At 68.6% G+C, this 19,541-nt stretch carries 16 protein-coding genes and 1 pseudogene; 11 read left to right on the top strand and 6 right to left on the bottom strand.

Annotated features, from left to right (window positions below):
* Positions 1–24: 24 nt before the first annotated feature.
* Positions 25–513: a dUTP diphosphatase gene (dut, locus tag ACYX7E_RS03480; protein ID WP_462079166.1), complete on the bottom strand. Its 489-nt coding sequence runs from the start codon at positions 511–513 to the stop codon at positions 25–27.
* Positions 510–1,765: pseudogene (gene coaBC / locus ACYX7E_RS03475) on the bottom strand (bifunctional phosphopantothenoylcysteine decarboxylase/phosphopantothenate--cysteine ligase CoaBC). Before coaBC ends, dut begins: the two are co-directional and overlap by 4 nt.
* A 166-nt stretch (positions 1,766–1,931) precedes the next feature.
* On the opposite strand from coaBC, the gene radC reads away from it, so the two are divergent.
* From radC to ACYX7E_RS03420, 11 genes are all read left to right on the top strand, one after another.
* Entirely contained in the window at positions 1,932–2,606 is a 675-nt protein-coding gene (radC, locus tag ACYX7E_RS03470) for a RadC family protein (protein ID WP_462079165.1), read from the top strand.
* A gap of 207 nt (positions 2,607–2,813) precedes the next feature.
* Positions 2,814–4,490, top strand: a complete 1,677-nt coding sequence (argS, locus tag ACYX7E_RS03465; RefSeq protein ID WP_462079465.1) for an arginine--tRNA ligase — start codon at positions 2,814–2,816, stop codon at positions 4,488–4,490.
* Positions 4,490–5,290, top strand: a complete 801-nt coding sequence (locus ACYX7E_RS03460) for an SPOR domain-containing protein (RefSeq protein ID WP_462079164.1) — start codon at positions 4,490–4,492, stop codon at positions 5,288–5,290. Before argS ends, ACYX7E_RS03460 begins: the two co-directional genes overlap by 1 nt.
* Positions 5,291–5,539: 249 nt before the next feature.
* Positions 5,540–5,920, top strand: coding sequence for a hypothetical protein (locus tag ACYX7E_RS03455; RefSeq protein ID WP_462079163.1), 381 nt, complete (start codon positions 5,540–5,542; stop codon positions 5,918–5,920).
* A 236-nt stretch (positions 5,921–6,156) separates the two neighbouring features.
* Positions 6,157–8,436 (top strand): TonB-dependent receptor, encoded by a 2,280-nt coding sequence (locus ACYX7E_RS03450; protein WP_462079162.1) that lies wholly within the window; start codon positions 6,157–6,159, stop codon positions 8,434–8,436.
* 8 nt (positions 8,437–8,444) lie between these two features.
* On the top strand, positions 8,445–8,738 hold the full coding sequence (locus tag ACYX7E_RS03445) for a hypothetical protein (RefSeq protein ID WP_462079161.1): 294 nt from the start codon (positions 8,445–8,447) through the stop codon (positions 8,736–8,738).
* On the top strand, positions 8,728–9,003 hold the full coding sequence (locus tag ACYX7E_RS03440) for a hypothetical protein (RefSeq protein WP_462079160.1): 276 nt from the start codon (positions 8,728–8,730) through the stop codon (positions 9,001–9,003). Before ACYX7E_RS03445 ends, ACYX7E_RS03440 begins: the two co-directional genes overlap by 11 nt.
* Entirely contained in the window at positions 9,000–10,583 is a 1,584-nt protein-coding gene (locus ACYX7E_RS03435) for a PepSY-associated TM helix domain-containing protein (protein WP_462079159.1), read from the top strand. Before ACYX7E_RS03440 ends, ACYX7E_RS03435 begins: the two co-directional genes overlap by 4 nt.
* Positions 10,584–10,622: 39 nt before the next feature.
* Positions 10,623–11,684: a pyridoxamine 5'-phosphate oxidase family protein gene (locus tag ACYX7E_RS03430; protein ID WP_462079158.1), complete on the top strand. Its 1,062-nt coding sequence runs from the start codon at positions 10,623–10,625 to the stop codon at positions 11,682–11,684.
* Positions 11,685–11,764: 80 nt separating this feature from the next.
* Positions 11,765–12,520, top strand: coding sequence for an SDR family NAD(P)-dependent oxidoreductase (locus ACYX7E_RS03425; RefSeq protein WP_462079157.1), 756 nt, complete (start codon positions 11,765–11,767; stop codon positions 12,518–12,520).
* Between the two features lie 13 nt (positions 12,521–12,533).
* On the top strand, positions 12,534–13,109 hold the full coding sequence (locus ACYX7E_RS03420; protein ID WP_462079156.1) for a flavin reductase family protein: 576 nt from the start codon (positions 12,534–12,536) through the stop codon (positions 13,107–13,109).
* Between the two features lie 50 nt (positions 13,110–13,159).
* Here the strand turns inward: ACYX7E_RS03420 and speA are convergent, their stop codons facing one another.
* From speA to ACYX7E_RS03400, 4 genes are all read right to left on the bottom strand, one after another.
* Entirely contained in the window at positions 13,160–15,049 is a 1,890-nt protein-coding gene (gene speA, locus ACYX7E_RS03415) for an arginine decarboxylase (RefSeq protein WP_462079155.1), read from the bottom strand.
* Between the two features lie 264 nt (positions 15,050–15,313).
* The gene (locus tag ACYX7E_RS03410) at positions 15,314–17,203 is read right to left on the bottom strand and encodes a M48 family metalloprotease (RefSeq protein WP_462079154.1); all 1,890 of its coding nucleotides are present in this window, start codon (positions 17,201–17,203) and stop codon (positions 15,314–15,316) included.
* Positions 17,204–17,320: 117 nt separating this feature from the next.
* Positions 17,321–18,016 carry a histidine utilization repressor gene (gene hutC / locus ACYX7E_RS03405; protein ID WP_462079464.1) on the bottom strand — a complete coding sequence of 232 codons (696 nt, stop codon included), beginning with the start codon at positions 18,014–18,016 and terminating at the stop codon, positions 17,321–17,323.
* 104 nt (positions 18,017–18,120) lie between these two features.
* Positions 18,121–19,500, bottom strand: coding sequence for a formimidoylglutamate deiminase (locus ACYX7E_RS03400; RefSeq protein ID WP_462079153.1), 1,380 nt, complete (start codon positions 19,498–19,500; stop codon positions 18,121–18,123).
* Between the last annotated feature and the right edge of the window lie 41 nt (positions 19,501–19,541).

Here is a 19,541-nt window from a genome sequence, read left to right as displayed (position 1 = left end):
CATGTCAGCGCCATCGGACGCATGTCAGCGCGCACCGGTATGGCCGAAGCCACCGGCCCCGCGCGCGCTGTCGCCGAAGGCATCCACCACCTGCAACCTCGCCCGCACGATCGGCAGCAGCACCAGCTGCGCGATGCGATCCCCCGGTGCCATCGTGAACGCTTCGCGGCCACGATTCCAGACGCTGATCATCAGCGGGCCCTGGTAGTCGGCATCGATCAAGCCGGTGCCATTGCCGAGCACGATGCCGTGCTTGTGGCCCAGGCCCGAGCGCGGCAGCACGACCGCACACAGGCCGGGATCGGCGATGTGGATGGCCAGGCCCGACGGCACCAGCGCGGTGTCGCCCGGCTGCAGCGTCAGTTCCGCGTCCAGCGCCGCGCGCAGGTCGAGGCCGGCGCTGGCCTCGGTCGCGTAGTCCGGCAGCGGCCACTCGCCATTGAAGCGTGGGTCCAGGATCTTCACTTCCAGCGCCTGGAACGACGATGCAGTGGCGGGGGAACGATCGGTCATGCGGGTATCCGTTCGGAAATGAGGGCCAGCAGGTCGCAGGCGACGCCGGTCTTGGGGGCGGGCCCGAGCTGGCGCATGCCATCGGCCCAGTACACCACCAGCGTGTTGTCGTCGCTTTCGAAGCCGCCCTCGCTGGTGCCGACGCGATTGGCGGCGATCAGGTCGAGCCGCTTGCGGGCGAGCTTGTCGCGCGCGTAGTGCTCGACGTCGTGGGTCTCGGCGGCAAAGCCGACCACCAGCTGCGGGCGCAGCGGATGCACCGCGACCTCGGCCAGGATGTCGGGGGTGCGCACCAGCTCCAACGTCAGCGTCGCGCCGGTCTTCTTGATCTTGTTCTCGGCGACGGCGTGCGGCGTGTAGTCGGCGACCGCAGCGGCGCCGATGTACAGGTCGGCGGGCAGTTCGCCCAGCACCGCATCGCGCATCTGCGCCGCCGAACGCACGTCGATGCGGCGCACGCCGTCGGGCGTGGGCAGGTGCACGGGCCCGGCGACCAGCACCACCTCGGCGCCGCAGGCCACGGCCGCCGCCGCGACTGCGAAGCCCATCTTGCCGCTGCTGCGGTTGCCGATGAAGCGGACCGGGTCGATGTCTTCGTAGGTCGGGCCGGCGCTGACCACGATCCGCTTGCCAATGAATGCATCGCTCATGCGCCAGTCGCCTGCGAAGAAGGAGGGGAATCGGAAGCCTGCCCGAAGGCCTGCGCCAGCGCCGCGACGATCGCCAGCGGCTCCGACAGGCGGCCGGGGCCGGACTCGCCCTCGGCCAGCGGCCCGTCCTCGGGCCCGATGATCTGGGCACCGCGTTCGCGCAGCAGCGCGATGTTGGCCTGGGTCGCCGGATGCAGCCACATGCGGTGGTTCATTGCCGGGCACACGGTCAGCGGCGCGGTCGTCGCCAGGCACAGCGTGCTGACCAGGTCGTCGGCGAAGCCATGCGCCAACTTGGCCAGCGTGTTGGCGGTGGCCGGCGCGACGATGATCCGGTCGGCCCAGCGCGCGAGTTCGATATGCCCCATCGCGGCTTCGGCGGTCGCGTCCCACAGCGAGGTGCGGACCGGGGCGCCCGACAGCGCCTGGAACGTCGTGGTACCCACGAACCGCTGCGCGTTATCGGTCATCGCCACCTGCACCGTGCCGCCGGCTTCGCGCAGGCGGCGCACCAGGTCGGCGGCCTTGTAGACCGCGATCCCGCCGGACACGCACAACAGCAGGTGCCGTCCAGCCAGGGAGCGGGGAGCGTCTGCGGCCATCGTCGGACAATTCCTACATAAATCCGGTGCGACAGCTTACCCGATCGTCCGCCCTCGACCGGCTGCGCGCTCACCCCGATCCCGCTGCAATGCGTCATGCGCCATGCATCAACGCCCCGGGATCGCCCACGGGACGCCCCACCGCCCCTCGTCCACAGGAGTTCCCATGAATATTCGCCAATGGCCAACCCATGAACGTCCGCGCGAAAAGCTGCTGACCCACGGACCCGCGGCGCTGTCGGACTCCGAACTGCTGGCGATTTTTCTGGGTTCGGGACTGCGCGGCAGAGATGCGGTGACAACTTCACGTCATTTGCTGGTGACACACGGCCCATTGCGCACGCTGCTGGAACGCAGCCCCTCCGACCTGGCGTCCTTGCCCGGCCTCGGTCCGGCACGCGCCTGTGCCCTGGCGGCGGCGCTCGAACTGGGGCACCGCCAGCTCGCCGCAGAGATCGCGCGCGGCGAGCTGCTGAGCGACCCGGCCGCCGCCGGCCGCTACTTCTCGCAACGGCTGCGCCCGCGACAGCACGAGGTCTTCGCGGCACTGTTCCTCGATACCCGGCATCGCACGCTGGCATTCGAGGAACTCTTCCGCGGCACCATTGACGGCGCCGACGTCCATCCACGCGAAGTCGTCAGACGGGCGCTGGCGCACAACGCGGCGGCAGTGATCGTGGGCCACAACCACCCCAGCGGCAACAGCGTGCCCAGTGCCGCAGATCGCGCCGTGACCGCGCAGCTGAAGCAATCGTTGGCATTGATCGATGTACGCTTGCTCGACCACTTCGTCGTCGGCGATGGCCCTGCGGTCTCACTGGCGGCCCATGGCTGGATCTGAAGCCAGGGGCGCCCGTCTGATCCTACCTGTCGGCTGACGCTGGCCATTGCCGCGAGACGAGACGAGCCTGCGCCAACGGTCGGGCGCCAGCATGAAGCCCGCCCGGCGCCGGCCAAGGCCGTAGCCGGGCCCCTGACCGCAGTCGCGTACAATGACCGACCCCCGAGCCCACCTGCAGAACCCGTGAAATCATTGCTCCGCGGCCAGATCAGACACCACGTCGAACAGGCCATCGCCGCCCTGCGTCACCAAGGCACCCTGCCTGCCGACCTCGCCCTGCCCGATTTCGTCGTCGAGCGGCCGAAGGATCGCAGCCACGGCGATTTCTCGACCAACGCCGCGATGCTGCTGGCCAAGCCGGCGCGCTCCAACCCGCGCGCGCTGGCGCAGGCGCTGATCGACGCGCTGCCCGCCAATGACGACATCGGCGCGATCGAGATCGCCGGCCCTGGCTTCCTGAATTTCCGCTTGACCGCCCAGGCCTGGCAGCGCCAGCTGCGCGCCGTGCATGCGCAGGGCGACCAGTACGGCCGCAACGACAGCGGCCAGGGCCGCACCGCCGGCGTCGAGTACGTCTCGGCCAATCCGACCGGCCCGCTGCATGTCGGCCATGGCCGCGCCGGCGTCATCGGCGACTGCATCGCGCGCGTGCTCGATGCCAACGGCTGGCAGGTCAAGCGCGAGTACTACTACAACGATGCCGGCGTGCAGATCGAGAACCTCGCGCGCTCGGTGCAGGCGCGCGCGCGCGGGCTCAAGCCCGACGACGCCGGCTGGCCCGAAGACGGCTATCGCGGCGACTACATCGCCGATGTCGCCCAGGCCTATCTGCGCGGCGACAGCGTCGAGATCGAAGGCCAGACCGTCAGCGGCTCTCCCGACCCGGACGACTTGGACGCGATCCGCCGTTTCGGCGTGGCCTACCTGCGCCGCGAGCAGAACGGCGACCTGGCCGCGTTCGGGGTCGCCTTCGACGTCTACTACCTCGAATCCTCGCTGTATGCCGACGGCAAGGTCGAGGAGACCGTGCGCGAACTCGTCGCCCACGGCCATACCTACGAGGAAGGTGGCGCGCTGTGGCTGCGCAGCACCGATTTCGGTGACGACAAGGACCGCGTGATGCGCAAGTCCGACGGCACCTATACCTACTTCCTGCCCGACGTCGCCTACCACCTCAGCAAATGGCAGCGCGGCTACCAGCGCGCGATCACCGAACTCGGCGCCGACCACCATGGGTCGCTGGCACGCGTGAAGGCCGGCCTGCAGGCGCTGGACGCCGGCATCCCGGCCGACTATCCCGAGTACGTACTGCACCAGATGGTCACGGTGATGCGCGGCGGCGAGGAAGTGAAGCTGTCCAAGCGCGCCGGCAGTTACCTGACCCTGCGCGACCTGATCGAGGAAGCCGGTGCCGACGCCGTGCGCTGGTTCCTGATCGCGCGCAAGCCCGATTCGCAGCTGGTGTTCGACATCGACCTGGCGCGCAGCCAGTCGCTCGACAACCCGGTCTACTACGTGCAGCTCTCGCATGCGCGCATCTGCGGCCTGCTGCGGCAGATGGACGAACGCGGGCTGGTGTTCGACCGCGAACAGGGGCTGTCGCAGCCGCTGGATCTCGCCGACGCCTCGCTGCGCGACCTGCTGATCGACCTGTCGCGCTGGCCGGACATCGTCGCCACCGCCGGCAGCGAACTCGAACCGCACCTGGTCGCGACCTACCTGCTGGAGTTGGCACAAGGCTTCCAGTCGTATTACAACGATCATCAGTTCCTGGTCGATGACGCGGCCGTGCGCGACGCGCGGCTGGCACTGGCGCTGGCCGTCCGCCAGATCCTGGCCAATGGCCTGGCCCTGCTTGGCATCGACGCCCCGGAGAAAATGTAATGGCAGCAAGACGCGGTAAATCACAGGCCCGGCGCAGCGGCGGCAACGCCAGCGGACTGCCGGGCTGGGCGTGGCTGATCATCGGCGTGCTGCTGGCCCTGGTGGCGGTGATGCTGGCGCCGAAGTTCCTGAAGTCCGAAGGCGAAGACGGCTTCTTCCGGCCGCGCGCCAATCCGGATGCGCAGCCGACGATCAGCGCCCTCGACGAGGATGACGCGACCCCGGCCGCGGCGACGCCGGCACGCCCCAGTACGCCGGCCACGACCGACGCACCGCTGGCCGAGCCGGAATACGATTTCTATACCGTGCTGCCCGAGCAGGAAGTCGCGATGACCGACGCCGAGCTCGCCGCCAGCGCACGTGCCGAAGCCGATCGCCAGCGTCGCAACGAGCAGGCGCAGCAGGCCCGCAACCCGGACGCCGCCGACCCCGCCGTCACCAGCCCGACAGCGCCTGCTCCGTCCACCGCGACTGCCACGACCACGCGCCCGGCGACGATCAGCCCCGCGGCACAGCCGACTCCGGCCGCAGCCACGCGTCCTCCGGTCCAGGCCGCTGCCGGCGACAACACGCGCTACATCCTACAGGCCGGTTCTTTCAGCGCCTCCGGCGATGCCGAAGCGCTGAAGGCACGGATCGCACTGCTGGGCCTGGCTGCCCGCGTCGAATCCGGCGACGCCAACGGCAAGACCGTCTACCGCGTGCGCATGGGGCCCTATGGCACCGCCACCGATCTGGCCGAAGCCAAGCAGAAGCTCGGCAACGGCGGCCTGCCCGCGCTGGCGATCAAGGCGCAGTAACAGCGGGCTCAGTCACGGCGGGCGCAATCACCGCCACGGCGCCCCCACGATCCAGCGACAACGGCTGACGCCTGTCAGCCCGCGCATGACGACGCGGCCTGCTCCGCCTCCGGGCCCAGGCATCCACCGCGTCATCCACCGGGCGATACCCTACGGGGCGGTGACGCCGAATGGGGCGCGCATCGCAGCCCGCGAGACGCGCCGGCGGCATACTGGCCGTCGTCCCGCCTGGTGCTCTACGCAACGCACATGCCCATCGAAGCCGCCCTGATCAAACCGATTGTCGATGCGCTGATGGCGCTGTTCCGGCAGGGCAGCGACCTCAAGCTCAAGCACAACGCCGAGACCGCGCTGCGCGAGGCGATCCGCGAGCTGCTGCTGGCCAACCCCGACGAGAACCGCGCGGCCGCGCGCATCGCGATCGCCAAGGCCGCAGGCATCCTGTCGGAAGACATCGTGCTGGCCGAGGACATGTTGAACAAGCATCGCGCCACGCGGGCCAAGACCACCGGCAAATCGTCGACCGGACGCAAGCGCAAGCCGGCGGCGACATCGACATCGGCGCCTGGCAGCGAGCCGGACGCCAAGCCCGCCCGCAGGACCGCGAAGGCCGCCCCCAGGAAAAGCTGACACCCGCCTGTCCTGGCCCCCCGGCCGCGCGACCACGCCTGCCGCCCGTTTCCCGTCCTTCGTTCCCCAGGACCGGCGGCTTGCGACGACCGGTCGTCGGCCACGGTCATTCCACCGATGGCAGAACATCCAGATTCCGTTAAGATCCGCCCGCGATCGTCGATCGCGGCTGCCATCCCGCAGCCCAGGCACAGCCGTCGCCATGCCAATCCTCCGTCCCTGTTCTGGAGCATTGAATGCGCGTTCGTCCGCTGGCCGTTGCCTTGTCCCTTGCCTTGTCGTTGCCCATCCCCGCCCTGCACGCGCAGAGCGGCCCCTCGGCCGCAGCCGACTCCCCTGCGAAGACCCTCGATGCGATCGTCGTCAAGGGCGAGAAATCCGACCGTTCGCTGCAGGACACGCTCAGCAGCGTCGCGGTGACGACCTCGGTGCGGATCGAGCAGGAAAACCTGCTGAGCCTGTTCGACATCCTCAACCGCACCGCCAACGTCAGCCAGATGTACGGCGATCGCGGCTTCACCATCCGCGGCATCGCCAACGAAGCGGGCGCGCCCAACCCGCTGGCCACCATCTATCTCGACGGCGCCGCGCTGCCCAGCCAGGTCAGCGACAGCGGACCCACCGACCTGTGGGACATCGCCCAGGTCGAAGTGCTGCGCGGGCCGCAATCGACGATCCAGGGCGAGAACGCGCTGGCCGGCGCGATCGTGCTGCGCACCGAGGATCCTTCGATGGACTGGTCCGGACGCGCGCGCGTGCTGGTGTCCGACCCGTCCGACCGCCGGGTCGGTTTCGCCGGCGGCGGCCCGCTCATCGACGACGAGCTGGCCTTCCGCGTGGCCGTCGAAGATCGCAAGTTCGACGGCTTCATCCGCAATCCCACCCGCGGCGACACCGAGGACGCACGCGAATCGACGATGGCCCGCGCGAAGCTCCTGTGGACGCCGAAGTCGCTTCCCGGTCTGACGGCACGACTGACCTACACCCGTGACGACCGCCAGGGCCCGTACATGTATGCCTATGCGCGTCGTGACGTGCCCAACCTCTACGACGATCGCATCAACACCTCCGACCATGCCACCGGTTCCGACGTCCTCTCGCAACTGGCGACGCTCGAGGTCGAGCACGCCAACGCGGGCCCGTGGTCGCTGTCGTCGGTCACGGCATGGAGCGACACGGACCAGGTCCGCACCTTCGACACCGACCTGACCGAGCGCCCCGAGGCCTACGGCGACACCGACGAGTGGTTCAAGACGCTGTCGCAGGAGTTCCGCGTGCACTATCGCGGCGATCGCCTGCGCGGCCTCGTGGGCCTGTATGCGTCGCAGCGCGACATGACCACCATCCAGATCAACCAGACCAACGTCAACACACCCGTCGACACGATCTCGTTGGTGCTGCAGGGCGCCGGGCTGGATACGGGGACGGCCGCCTACGTCGCCGGCCTGTATGGCCAGGCGTTGCCGGTGATCCCGGTCGACTACGCCAACGATGGTGCGTCGCATGCGCGCAACCTGGCCCTGTTCGCCGACTTCGAGTACGACCTCGGCCAGCGCCTGTCGCTGCTCGGCGGCTTCCGCCAGGATCGCGAGGAGTACCGCTACGGCGCGATTTCCACGGCGGCGTTCGCGGGCACCCTGCCCGATCCCGCCATGTTCGGGCCAACTCTCGCTCCGGCCATCGCAGGCATCAACCAGGCCGTCCTGGGCATGGTCCAGCAGGCCAACAGCAATACTCCCCAGAACACGCGCAGCTTCGACGCCTTCCTGCCCAAGCTGGGCCTGCGCTATGTCGTCAATGAAGACCTGACCACAGCCCTGGTCATCCAGCGCGGATATCGCTCTGGCGGCTCGACCGTCAACGTCGCGCGCGGCCAGAGCTTCGGCTACGACCCCGAGTACACCTGGAACGCGGAACTGTCGCTGCGCTCGCAATGGCTCGACGATACCCTGAGTCTCAACGCCAACCTCTACTACATCGACTGGAAGGACAAGCAGGTCAGCGCGTCGTTCGGCATCAACGAGTACGACAACCATACCGTCAACGCAGGCAAGGCCCATCTGTACGGCCTGGAACTCGAAGCCCGCCACCAGGTCTCGGAGGCGTTCGACTGGTACGCATCGCTGGCCTATTCGCGTACGCGCTTCGACGAGTTCGACACCGTACTGGGCGCGCAGATCAACGACTACACCGGCGCCGAATTCCCCTACGCACCGCGCTGGACGTCGGCGATCGGCGGCAACCTGCGCTGGAGCGACGGCTGGTTCGTCAACCTCAATGCCAGCCATCGCAGCACCGTCGCGCCGGGCATCGGCGTGAACGCGGGACGGCTGTCGGGACGCACGCTGGTCAACGGTCGCTTCGGCTTCGAGGAACAGGAATGGACCGCCTACCTGTTCGGCAGCAACCTGCTGGACGAGGAGTACATGCAATACACCTGGAACGATGACAGCCCGAACGTGATCCTCGGCGCCCCGCGCGTGCTCGGCATCGGTTTCGAGTATCGCTTCTACTGAGCACGACGATGACCTTCCTGTTCCTGTCGCTCATGTTCCTGTCGCTGTCTTGGCTGGCCGCATCGGCGTTCTACCTGGCCTGCGCCCACCAGCGCATCTGGGTGCGTGCGCGCGGACACGCACGCGCGCTGCGCATCGGCGCCAGCCTGTGTGTCTGTGCGGCCGCCCTGGTGGCGGTCGCTGCGCTCGGCCTGTGGGCGGGCCTGTTCTCGGCGCTGACCGCCCTGATGCTGGGGCTGGTGGCGCTGCCGTACCTGGATGCCTGGGGACTGACCACACAGGCACGCAGCGATGTGGGCTAAATCGCTGGCCGCCGCCCTGCTCGGCCTCCCACTGACGGTCGGCATCATCGGCCTGATCGTGCTGCTGTGGCCCGGCGAGCTGACGCGGATCACCCTGCCCTGGTTGCTGATGGCCTTCCCGCTGTGGATCGGCGTGATGTCGCTGGCGTTCCTGAGCCGAAGCGGCGGGCGGGCCTGGGCGTGGATGGGCGGTTCGACGCTACTGTGCTTCGGGCTGATCCACGCGATCAAGCTGCTCGGCTGGGCGGCGGAGCTGCCGGCATGAAGGCCGCGACGCTGCGGATCTTCCTGGCCGTCCACACCTGGGTCGGCATCGTCACCGGCATGGCCTTGTTCATTGCCTTCTACGCCGGCGCGATCACCGTGTTCGTGCAGGAACTGCAGGGCTGGGAACGCCCGCAGGCCACGGTGCCGGCGACAGGCGTCGCAAACGAACGCGCGCAGGCCCTGCTCGACGACGTCCTGCAACGCCACCCGCAGGCTGCGCACAACCTGACCCTGGTGCTGCCGGGCGAACGCGACGCGCAGCCGGCGGTGTACTGGTACGACGAGCAGGCCGCGCAGCAGCACAAGGTCGTGGCCGACGACGACGGTGCGACTGCCGAGGTGCCTGCGCGTGCTGATTTCATCGACTTCATCTACGACCTGCATTTCACCGCCGGCCTGCCGCGGCTGTTCGGCACCTACCTGTTCGGCGTGGTCTGCATCCTGTACGGACTGGCGCTGGTCAGTGGCGTGGTGATCTACGCGCCGGGCTTCCTGAAAGACCTGTTCGCATTGCGCCTGGGCAAGAACATCAAGCGCATGTGGCAGGACGCGCACAATGTCATCGGCATCCTGTCGCTGCCGTTCCATGTCGTGTTCGCGTGGAGCGGGGCGGTGCTGACGATCGGCTTCCTGATGCTGGCGCCTTTCCAGTTCCTGGTGTTCGAGAACCGGCTGCTGCAGGTGCTGGAGCAGGATTTCGAGGTCGCACCGCATGTCGAGCCGGCCGGCGTGCCGCGCCCGATGCTGCCGGTGGCCGAACTCGTGCGCCGCGCCGGCATCGCACTGCCAGGCATCGCTGTCAGCAGCCTGTCCTATCACGACGCCGGCGATGCCAATGCGCGGGTCACGCTGTCGGGCGACCTGCCGCAACGCAGCCTTAACCACCTGGGCATGGTCGCGATGAATGCCGCCAGCGGCGAGGTCATCCGCGCGCTCGGCCCGCAGGACTATCCGCCGGGCATGTCGATGCTGCGCGGACTGCAGGCGGTGCACTACGGCAACTTCGGCCGGTCCGCGGTGAAGTGGCTGTACTTCCTGCTCGGCCTGGCCGGCGCGTTCCTGTTCTACAGCGGCAACCTGCTGTGGGTCGAAGCGCGACGCAAGCGCCGGCAGGTCGCGCAACCGCGGCGCACGCGCATCATGGCCGGGCTGACGCTCGGCGTGTGCCTGGGCTGCGTGGCGGGCGTCTCGGCGGTGTTCCTGGCCGGCGCGCTGCTGCCACACGGCTGGGTACCGCGCAGCTACTTCACGGTGTTCTTCGTCTGCGTCGCCTGGGCACTGCTGCGGCCCCCGGCGCGCGCGGGCCATGAACTGTTGCGGCTGTGCGCGGTGCTGACCGCCGCGATCCCGGTCGCCGGCTGGCTCGGCGCCGGCGAGCACCTGCTGGCCGCGATGCTGCACGGGAACTGGCATCGCTTCCTGATCGACGCCACCGCGCTGTGCATGGCCGTCGCGTTCTGGCGCATGGCCGCCGCCACCCTGCGCCGTGCCCATCGCGGCGACCCCAACAGCGTCTGGGCCCTGCCCGCCGCGACGCTCACGCGCACGCCTCCGCGGTCCCCCGAGCATCCGCAGTAAACGCAGCACCGCAGCCTCCCTGCACACGGAGTCACCCGCATGCGCCAAGACATCGACAGCACGGCCGCCCTCGAGACCTGCATCGGCACACTGCCGGGGCCGCGCGATCTCAAGGTCATCGATCATCTCGACGCGCATGCGATCGCCTGGCTGGCGGCGTGCCCCCTGCTGTTCGCGGCGTTCGGCGACGACAGCGGCATCGCGATCAGCCCGGCCGGCGGCCCTGAAGGCTTCGCGCACGCGATCGACGCCCATCATCTGTCGCTTCCGTTGGCGCTGCTGGACGCGCCCGAGCAGGTCCGCGCCGGCCAAGGCTTCGGCTCGCTGATGATGGTGCCGGGCATGGGCGAGACGCTGCGCGTCAACGGGCGCGTGCTCACCGTCGATGGCGGAGAGGTGCGCGTCGCCGTGGAAGAGTGCTACCTGCATTGCGCCAAGGCCGTGATCCGCTCCGACTTCTGGACGTCGCCGGCTGGCATCGACGCGCCCCCCGACGCATCCGCGGACGCACCCGGTGATGCTGCGCAGGACGAGACGCAGGGCGACACCCGCAGCTTCATCGACGACGCCCGCTTCATGCTGTTGGCCACCATGGACCACGAGGGCCGCACCGACCTCAGCCCCAAGGGCGACCCGACAGGCGCGCTGCTGCGCATGCACGATGGCGCGATCTGGTTCCCGGACCGCCCCGGCAATCGCCGCGTCGACAGCTTCCGCAACATCCTGGCGCAGTCGCGGATCGCGATCCTGGCGCTGGTGCCCGGCCGCCACCAGGCGCTGCACGTCACCGGCAGCGCAAGACTCGACGCCGACGAGGACATGCGCAGCCTGTTCCGCGTGCAGGACAAGACGCCCAGGCTCGCGACCTGCGTCGAACCCTCCAGCCTGTGCCTGCAACCCAGCGCGGCCCTTGCACGCGCGCGACCCTGGCCGGCGCGCCCGCGTCCGCCGCACACGCTGGAACCTGCCGAGATCTTCAAGGCGCACGTCAAGCTCAGCCGGTCTCGTGGTCTGCAGGCCGCACTGGTGCGGACCACGATCTCGATCCCGGGGTTGATGCAGAAAGGGCTCGACAGCGACTACAAGAAGAATCTCTACTGACGCGGGCTTCGCTGGTGCCGCAAGGCCTTCTAAAGCGATGGGGCATTCATCGCCGGCGCGATCCGTCCTAGAATCGCGGCATGACCAAGACCATCCTGATCACCGGCGGTACCTCCGGCTTCGGCGCCGCGGCCGTCGCCCGTTTCCTCGCAGGCGGCTGGCGCGTCGTCACCACCGGTCGCCGCGCCGATCGCCTGCAGGCCCTGCTCGACACCCATGGCAGCGAACGGCTGCATGTCGCCGCGTTCGACATCCGCGATGAAGCGGCCACGCGCGATGCATTGGCGGCATTGCCCGCAGGTTTCCGCGACGTCGACGTGCTGGTCAACAATGCCGGCCTCGCGCTCGGCACCGCACCGGCGCAGCGCGCGGACCTCGCGCAATGGCGGCAGATGATCGACACCAACATCACCGCCCTGGCCACGCTGACGCATGCGCTGCTGCCGACCCTGATCGAACGCCGTGGCGCGATCCTCAACATCAGCTCGATCGCCGCCAGCTATCCTTATCCCGGCGGCAACGTCTACGGCGGCAGCAAGGCCTTCGTCAGCCAGTTCTCGCTGGGGCTGCGCAGCGACCTGCACGGCACCGGCGTGCGCGTCACCTCGGTCGAGCCGGGCATGGCCGAAACCGAATTCACGCTGGTGCGCACCAGCGGCGACCAGACCGCCTCCGATACCTTGTACCAGGGCGTCCATCCGATCACCGGCGAGGATGTCGCCGAGACGCTGTGGTGGATCGCGAACCTGCCGCCGCACCTCAACATCAACCGCATCGAGGTGATGCCGGTCAGCCAGTCGTTCGCCGGCTTCCAGGTCCACCGCGAGCCGGGCTGACGCAGGCACCGCCATGCCCCGCAAGCCGGTCCAGCGACGCAGCGCAAAGCGCCATGTCCCGGTCTCCGAGGCACGGCATTTCCTCGAGCCCGGGCCGATCGTGCTGCTGAGCTCATCCTGGCAGGGCCATGACAACATCATGACCCTGGGCTGGCACACGGTGCTGGAATTCAGCCCGTCGCTGGTGGGCTGCATGATCTCGGCCGGCAACCACAGCTTCGACATGATCCGCAGCAGCGGCGAATGCGTCATCAACCTGCCGACCACCGCGCTGACCGATGTCGTGGTCGGCATCGGCAACTGCAGCGGCGCCGACACCGACAAGTTCGCACGCTTCGGGCTAGACCGGAGGCCATCACGCCAGGTGTCCGCACCGCGCATCGCGCAATGCCATGCGCATTTCGAATGCAGGCTGCATGACGACGCGATGGTCGAGCGCTACAACTTCTTCATCTTCGAGATCGTCAAGGCGCAGGCCGCGGTGTCGCCGAAGACACCGGAGCTGCTGCACTACAGCGGCGACGGCGTGTTCCGCACCTCGTCTCGGACGATCAGCCGGAAGTCCCGCTTCCGGCCCGGCATGCTCTGACGTCAGGCGTCAGAACGATTCTGACGCCAAGCCAATACGCAGCCCCACGTTCAGCCCTGGGGAGCGTCGTCGAGATAGGTGTAGCTGGTCAGTCCCGATTCCAAAGCCTCATTGAGGCGCGCGGCCTCGGACGGGCTGATGTCGGCCGCGCCGACCTTGGCCTTGTAGATCCGGCGCAGGTCGTCGAGCTTGTAGCCCACGTAATCCAGCATCACGTCGGTGGTGTCGCCGCGGCGCTGCTGGCTCAGCGTGTAGCCGTCGCCATTGACGCGCACTTCGACCGCATCGGTATCGCCGAACAGGTTGTGGATGTCGCCCAGGATTTCCTGGTAGGCGCCGATCAGGAAGAAGCCCAACCGGTAGCTTTCGCCGGGTTTCAGCGAATGCAGCGGCAGCGAGGTATCCAGACCTTCGTTCTCGACATAGGTATCGATCTTGCCGTCGGAATCGCAAGTCATGTCGGCGATGACGCCGCGGCGCTCGGGCAGCTCGTTGAGACGCTCGATCGGTACGATCGGGAACACCTGGTCGATCGCCCAGACATCGGGCATCGATTCGAACACGCTGAAGTTGACGAAGTACTTGTCGACCAGCCGCTCGCCCAGCTCGTCGAGCACCGGACGGTGGTTGCGCTCGTCGTAGCTCAGCCGCTCGCGCACGCCATGGGCGATCGCATAGAACAGGTCGTCGATGCGCGCGCGATGCACCAGGTCGATGTGACCGAGCGCGTAGGCGCTGAGGCCTTCGGCATGGAAATGCTGCGCGTCCTGGAACAGCTCGACCGCCGGACGGGTATCGAGTTCGGCATGGATCTCGCGCAGGTGGCGGACCACGCTGGGCTCGTCGTCGTGGACGTCGGGCACGCGGCCTTCCGGCGCTTCCTCGACCTCGACCACGTTGGACACCAGCATCGCGTGGTGCGCAGTCATCGCGCGGCCGCACTCGGTGACGATGCGCGGCGGCGGCAGCTGGTGCTCGGCGCAGGCATCGGCCAGCGGCTGCACGATGTTGGACGCGTACTGCAGCACGCCGTAGTTGATCGAGCAGAAGCTGCGCGAACGCGTGCCTTCGTAGTCGATGCCCAGGCCACCGCCGACGTCGACATGGCTGATCTTCGCGCCCAGCTTGGACAGCTCGACGAAGTAGCGCGTGGCTTCGCGCATGCCATTGGCGATGTCGCGCACGTTGGAGATCTGCGAACCCATGTGGAAATGCAGCAGGCCCAGGCAGTCGGTCATGCCGACATCGCGCAGCGCCTTCCACAGGTCCAGCACCTGGCGTGGCGACAGCCCGAACTTGGCCTTGTCGCCGCCGCTGTTCTGCCACTTGCCCGCGCCCAGCGACGCCAGCCGCATGCGCACGCCGATGCCCGGCGTCACACCGAGCGCCTTGGCCTCTTCCAGCACCAGCGGCAACTCGGATGGCTTCTCGACCACGATGAAGGTCTGCATGCCGAGCTTGCGCCCGATCAACGCCAGGCGGATGTACTCGCGATCCTTGTAACCGTTGCAGACGATCAGCCCGCCCGGACGCGACAACGCCAGCACCGCCATCAACTCGGGCTTGCTGCCGGCCTCCAGGCCGAAGCCCTCACCATGGTGCGACGCCAGCGTGCCGGCCACGCCCGCATGCTGGTTGACCTTGATCGGATAGACCGCGGTGTAGCCGCCCTGGTAATCCCAGTCGGCCTGCGCCTGCGCGAACGCCGCCTGCAGCTTGCCCAGGCGGTCGCCGAGGATGTCGGGGAAACGCACCAGCAACGGCAGGTTGGCGCCGCGCTGCTGGGCCATGTCGACGACCTCGGGCAACGCGATCGACGGACCCTTGTCGCCCTGCGGCCGCACGAGGATGCGACCGGCGTCGTCGACATCGAAATAGCCCTCGGCCCAATGCGGGATCGAGTAGGTCTTGCGGGCGAGGTCGGTGGACCAGGCGGTCATTGGCGCGCTTCCGGCTTGCGGGGGAAAGCGTGCATTCTAGAGCCTGCGACCCGGCAGGGGTGCGATCACCGCCGCAAGCCCGCCGGATCGGCGCCATGGCACACCCCGCACGACGCCCGCGATGGCGCCACCTGCGCACGCCATCGCGCGCGACTGCAGCGCAGTGCGGTCACATCGCTGCAACATGAACACAGCCTGGGACCGGCCCGCCGTGCCTCGCCGGTATACGGGATGCACCGGTGCATGGGATGCGACCGCGCGCCGTCAGCGCGCGCCGCGCACGAACACCGGCTCGCCGCCGGTGTCCTTGACGTCGCGCGCCAGCCCGGCGGCGTTGCTGCCGGTGAACACGCTCAGTTCGCCGGGCAGATCCACTGCCTTGGCCAGTTGCGGCAGCGCGGACGCCTCGCCAGCAACCGAGCCCTTCCAGTCCAGCAACACCAGGTAATGCGGTGCGTCTTCCTGCATCTGCGGCGAACGCAGCACCAGCCAGGCCCTGGCGATACGCGGCTCGCGCGCCAGTACACGCCGCAGGCGCTGCAGGCCCGCAGCGTCGACATCGTGCCGCTGGAGTCGGGGGGCGGTCCTGTCTGCACCGCCCGTGTCGCCAGCAGCGAAGACCTCATCGCGGGCCTGCTGCGCCTGTATCCGCGGCGCGATGCCGGCGCGCAGCGCGGATACGGCCGCGACGGTCGCCGCATCGAGATCGGGATCGGCTTCGAGCCGGTCCAGCTCCACCAGCAGCGGCCGCAGCGTACCCGCATCGCGTTGTAGCGCCTGGTGCAGGCGCGCGGCCCCGGCATCTGCGTCGCCACGCTCCAGCTGCAGCACGCCCGCCTGCAGCAGCGCGAGCGCGCTGTCGGGCTTGGCCTGCAAGGCACGTTCGAATAACGGCAGCGCGTCGACATCGATGCGGATGCGCTGTGCCAGCCGCGCATGCTCGACCTGCTGTTCCGGCGTCAGGCTGCCAGCCACGTCGAGTTCGGCCAGTCGCGAGCGCTCGCTGGCCGCCGCGTCGTGGCGCGCGCGCCAATGCGCACGCACGCCTTCGCGCCATGCGTTCTCCAGCCGGCGCTCGATCGCCGGCGCGGCATCGCCCAGCAATGCCAGCGCGGACTGCGTGCGTGGCAGCAACCGCGGAGAGGCCTGCATCGCCTCGATACGCTTCGCGAGCGGTGGATGGGTATCGTCCGGGTCCGCCGCTTGCCGCGCGACCTGCAACAGGCGTTCGATCTGCGCACCGGCGCCATCGCCCTCGCTGGCCAGCGCGCGCTGCATCTGCGCCAGCACCATCGCCGGCGGATGGCCCTGGCTGCTGGTGCGCGCGAACACCGATGGCCAGAACCGCGCGTGCAGGCGACGCGCGCCCCATTCGACACGGATCAACGCACTGGCCGCGACCGCCGGACCGACCGCACGCGCCGAGGCCGCATCGGCCTCGTATTCGTGCGCGCGGGCCAGCACGTGGCTGTAGGCATTGAAGTACGGCACATACCAGCCATAGAACTTGCCGAGCAGGCGCGAGAGCACCGCGGAGTGGCCCGACAGGCCCTCGAGCACGCGATACCAACTCAGCCGCACGCGATAGATCCAGCCGGTGAAACGCCCGTGCTGCCCGCCGAAGTGACCGAACTCGTGCGCGATCACCGCCAGCAGCTCGTCGCGCTCGAGCAGGGCGATCAGCGGCAGGCCGAGCACCAGGTGGTGGTGATGGCCGAGCAGTCCGAACATGCGCGGCATGTAGACGGCGGCGGCGTTGAGCTCGCCATCAATGTGGATGCCCTGCAATGGTGGCGCGCCGATCTCGCGGCGCAGGCGCTCGATCTCGCGCTGCAACTCGGGCGCCTCGTTGGGCGCAAGCCGATGGCCATCGGGCTCGCCAAAGCGGATCCACAATGCCCGCACCAGCACCACGGCCATCAAGCCGGGCAACAGCAGCGCATAGGCGATCTCCGGCCCCGGCCGCACGCCATCGACAAACACCCGCCACGCGATCGCCAGCGGCGCAGCCAGCACCAGCAGCAACAACGCGATCAACACCGCGTAGCCGGCGGCGGCCAGCAGGGCCAGCTTCAGTCGATAAGTCCCCGGCGACGTGCGCGCCTCGGTCTCCAGTCGTTGGATCAGCGCCTGGCGCTTGCTGCTTGCGGGCATGTCGGCATCCGGACGGTGGAATCGCAACCGCTATCGTAGGCCATGCCCACGGTGGACCGCACGCAGGCGAGCGGACGTCAGTGCGTGCCACTCACTGCTTGCCAGTCGCTGCGCGTCTCAGCCCTGGCGCGAACCGCCGGGCGAAAAATGCGCGATCAGGTCGTAGGCATCGCCCAGGAAGATCTGCTTGACGTAGGTGATCGCCTGCTCGCCCACCCAGGTCTGGCGCTCGATGACCAGGCAGGCAGTGCCGACCGCGACCTGCAGCAGCCGCGACTGCGCGGCATCGAGGTTGATCGCGGTGATGCGATGGCGCGCACGCGTCCACGGCACGTTCTGCAGCAGCCAACTGCCGGGAGGCGTCGTCGAGAAGTCCATGTCCAGCGACTGCGGCGCCGCGGCCAGCGACAGCACGCGTTCCTCCAGCGCGAACGGCGCATCGTCGGCGTAGTGCACGCTGTCGAGCGCCAGCACCATGTCGTCGCTGGACAGTTCCACTTCGTGCGCCACCAGCCTGCGCGCCTTGCGGCGGCGGCGCGACAGCAACTGGAAGCGGTACACGTAACCGCGGTTGGCCACTTCCGAGGGGATGTCCGGGATCTCCAGCGCCACCGACTCGATCGTCGGATGCGGGCGCGCCACGAACGAGCCCGCGCGCCGGCGGCGTTCGATCATGCCCTTTTCGGCCAGCGACGACAGCACCTTGTTGACGGTCATCCGCGAACAGTCGTACTGGGTCATCAGCTCGTGCTCGAACGGGATCCGATGGCCGGGCGGCCACTTGCCGCTGAGGATGTTGCCCTCGATGTCCATGCGGATGCGTTGGTTGAGCGGGCTCACACGATGGGGTTTCACTCAGCCACGCTCCATGCGCATAGACATTACCTTGCCGCCAGCCCAGGCCCTCGTCGACATCGTCAACCCCGCAGCAGTGCCGACAATGCCTGCTGGTAGCGCGCCTGGATGCGTTCGCGGGCGACGTGGCGACCCTCGGCCACAAGCCTGCGTCCCTGTCGCCATACCGATTTGACCGCGCCATTACGGGCAGCGAACAGCCAGCTGTCAAGGATCGCATCGCCATGGCGCGCGACCAGCGCGGGATGCGAGGGATCGAGTTCGACCAGGTCAGCAGGCGCGCCCACCTTCAGGCCCGTCGCCACCCCGAGCGCCTGCGCGCCGCCCTGCAGCGCCGCTTCGAACAGGTGCCGGCCGGTCGAGCGCCTGGCATCGCCCACCAGCACGTTGCGGCGCTGGTGCGTGAGCCGTTGTCCGTATTCGAGCAGGCGCAGTTCCTCGGCGGCATCGATGTAGACGTTCGAGTCCGAGCCCACGCCGAAGCGGCCACCCGCATCGGAAAACGCGCGCAACGGGAACAGGCCGTCGCCGAGGTTGGCTTCGGTGATCGGGCACAGGCCGACCACCGCGTCGCTGTCGACGATCGCCTCGAGCTCGGCATCGTCGAGATGGGTCGCATGCACTAGGCACCAGCGCGCATCCACCGGCATGTTGGCGTACAGCCATTGCACCGGCCGCTGGCCCGACCACGCCAGCGAGGCCTCGACCTCGGCCACCTGCTCGGCGATGTGGATATGCACCGGGCCATCGACCAGCGCCGGCAACTGCGCGAGCTGCGCGGCGGTAACCGCGCGCAGGCTGTGCGGCGCCACGCCGAGCACCGCGTCGTCGATGCCCGACAACGCGACACGGCAGCCCTGCAACAGGCGCTCGAAGCCGTCGATGTCGTGGATCAGGCGGCGCTGCGCTGGCGTTGGCGGCTGCCCGCCGAAGCCCGAATGCGCATAGAACACCGGCAGCAACGTCATGCCGATGCCGGTCTCGTCTGCGGCAGCGGCGATGCGCGCGGCCATCTCCGCCGGGTCGGCATAGCGCTGGCCGTCGGGATCGTGATGCAGGTAATGGAATTCGCCGACGCGGGTGAAGCCGGCTTCGAGCATCTCGGCATAGGCCTGCGCGGCGATCGCGTGGACATCCTCGGGTTGCAGCCGCTCGAGGAAGCGGTACATCAGGTTGCGCCAGCTCCAGAAGCTGTCGCCGTCGCCGCCGCCGATCTCGGCCAGCCCCGCCATGCCGCGCTGGAACGCATGGCTATGCAGATTGCCCAGTCCAGGCACCACGCATTGCAGCCGCTGGTCACCGGGCACGGCCTCGACATCGGGCTGCACGCCGACGATGCGGCCCCGGTCGATATCGATGGCGACGCCCGTCGCCCAGCCGCCCGGCAGCAGGGCTGCGCCCGCCCAGAACCGCTGCCCGCTCGTGATGTTCTGCTCCGCCACTGGACACCTCACCAAGGATGGTCATATTGTATATACAAATA

The sequence above is a fragment of the Luteimonas sp. RIT-PG2_3 genome (assembly GCF_054902115.1).
Note: the sequence above shows the minus strand (reverse complement) of the source record. Positions and strands in the feature narration are given on the sequence as shown.

Coding starts and splice junctions, on each gene's coding strand:
- dut (WP_462079166.1), bottom strand. CDS start 513: ATGACCGATCGTTCCCCCGCCACTGCATCGTCGTTCCAGGCGCTGGAA.
- radC (WP_462079165.1), top strand. CDS start 1,932: ATGAATATTCGCCAATGGCCAACCCATGAACGTCCGCGCGAAAAGCTG.
- ACYX7E_RS03460 (WP_462079164.1), top strand. CDS start 4,490: ATGGCAGCAAGACGCGGTAAATCACAGGCCCGGCGCAGCGGCGGCAAC.
- ACYX7E_RS03455 (WP_462079163.1), top strand. CDS start 5,540: ATGCCCATCGAAGCCGCCCTGATCAAACCGATTGTCGATGCGCTGATG.
- ACYX7E_RS03450 (WP_462079162.1), top strand. CDS start 6,157: ATGCGCGTTCGTCCGCTGGCCGTTGCCTTGTCCCTTGCCTTGTCGTTG.
- ACYX7E_RS03445 (WP_462079161.1), top strand. CDS start 8,445: ATGACCTTCCTGTTCCTGTCGCTCATGTTCCTGTCGCTGTCTTGGCTG.
- ACYX7E_RS03440 (WP_462079160.1), top strand. CDS start 8,728: ATGTGGGCTAAATCGCTGGCCGCCGCCCTGCTCGGCCTCCCACTGACG.
- ACYX7E_RS03435 (WP_462079159.1), top strand. CDS start 9,000: ATGAAGGCCGCGACGCTGCGGATCTTCCTGGCCGTCCACACCTGGGTC.
- ACYX7E_RS03430 (WP_462079158.1), top strand. CDS start 10,623: ATGCGCCAAGACATCGACAGCACGGCCGCCCTCGAGACCTGCATCGGC.
- ACYX7E_RS03425 (WP_462079157.1), top strand. CDS start 11,765: ATGACCAAGACCATCCTGATCACCGGCGGTACCTCCGGCTTCGGCGCC.
- ACYX7E_RS03420 (WP_462079156.1), top strand. CDS start 12,534: ATGCCCCGCAAGCCGGTCCAGCGACGCAGCGCAAAGCGCCATGTCCCG.
- speA (WP_462079155.1), bottom strand. CDS start 15,049: ATGACCGCCTGGTCCACCGACCTCGCCCGCAAGACCTACTCGATCCCG.
- ACYX7E_RS03410 (WP_462079154.1), bottom strand. CDS start 17,203: ATGCCCGCAAGCAGCAAGCGCCAGGCGCTGATCCAACGACTGGAGACC.
- hutC (WP_462079464.1), bottom strand. CDS start 18,016: ATGGACATCGAGGGCAACATCCTCAGCGGCAAGTGGCCGCCCGGCCAT.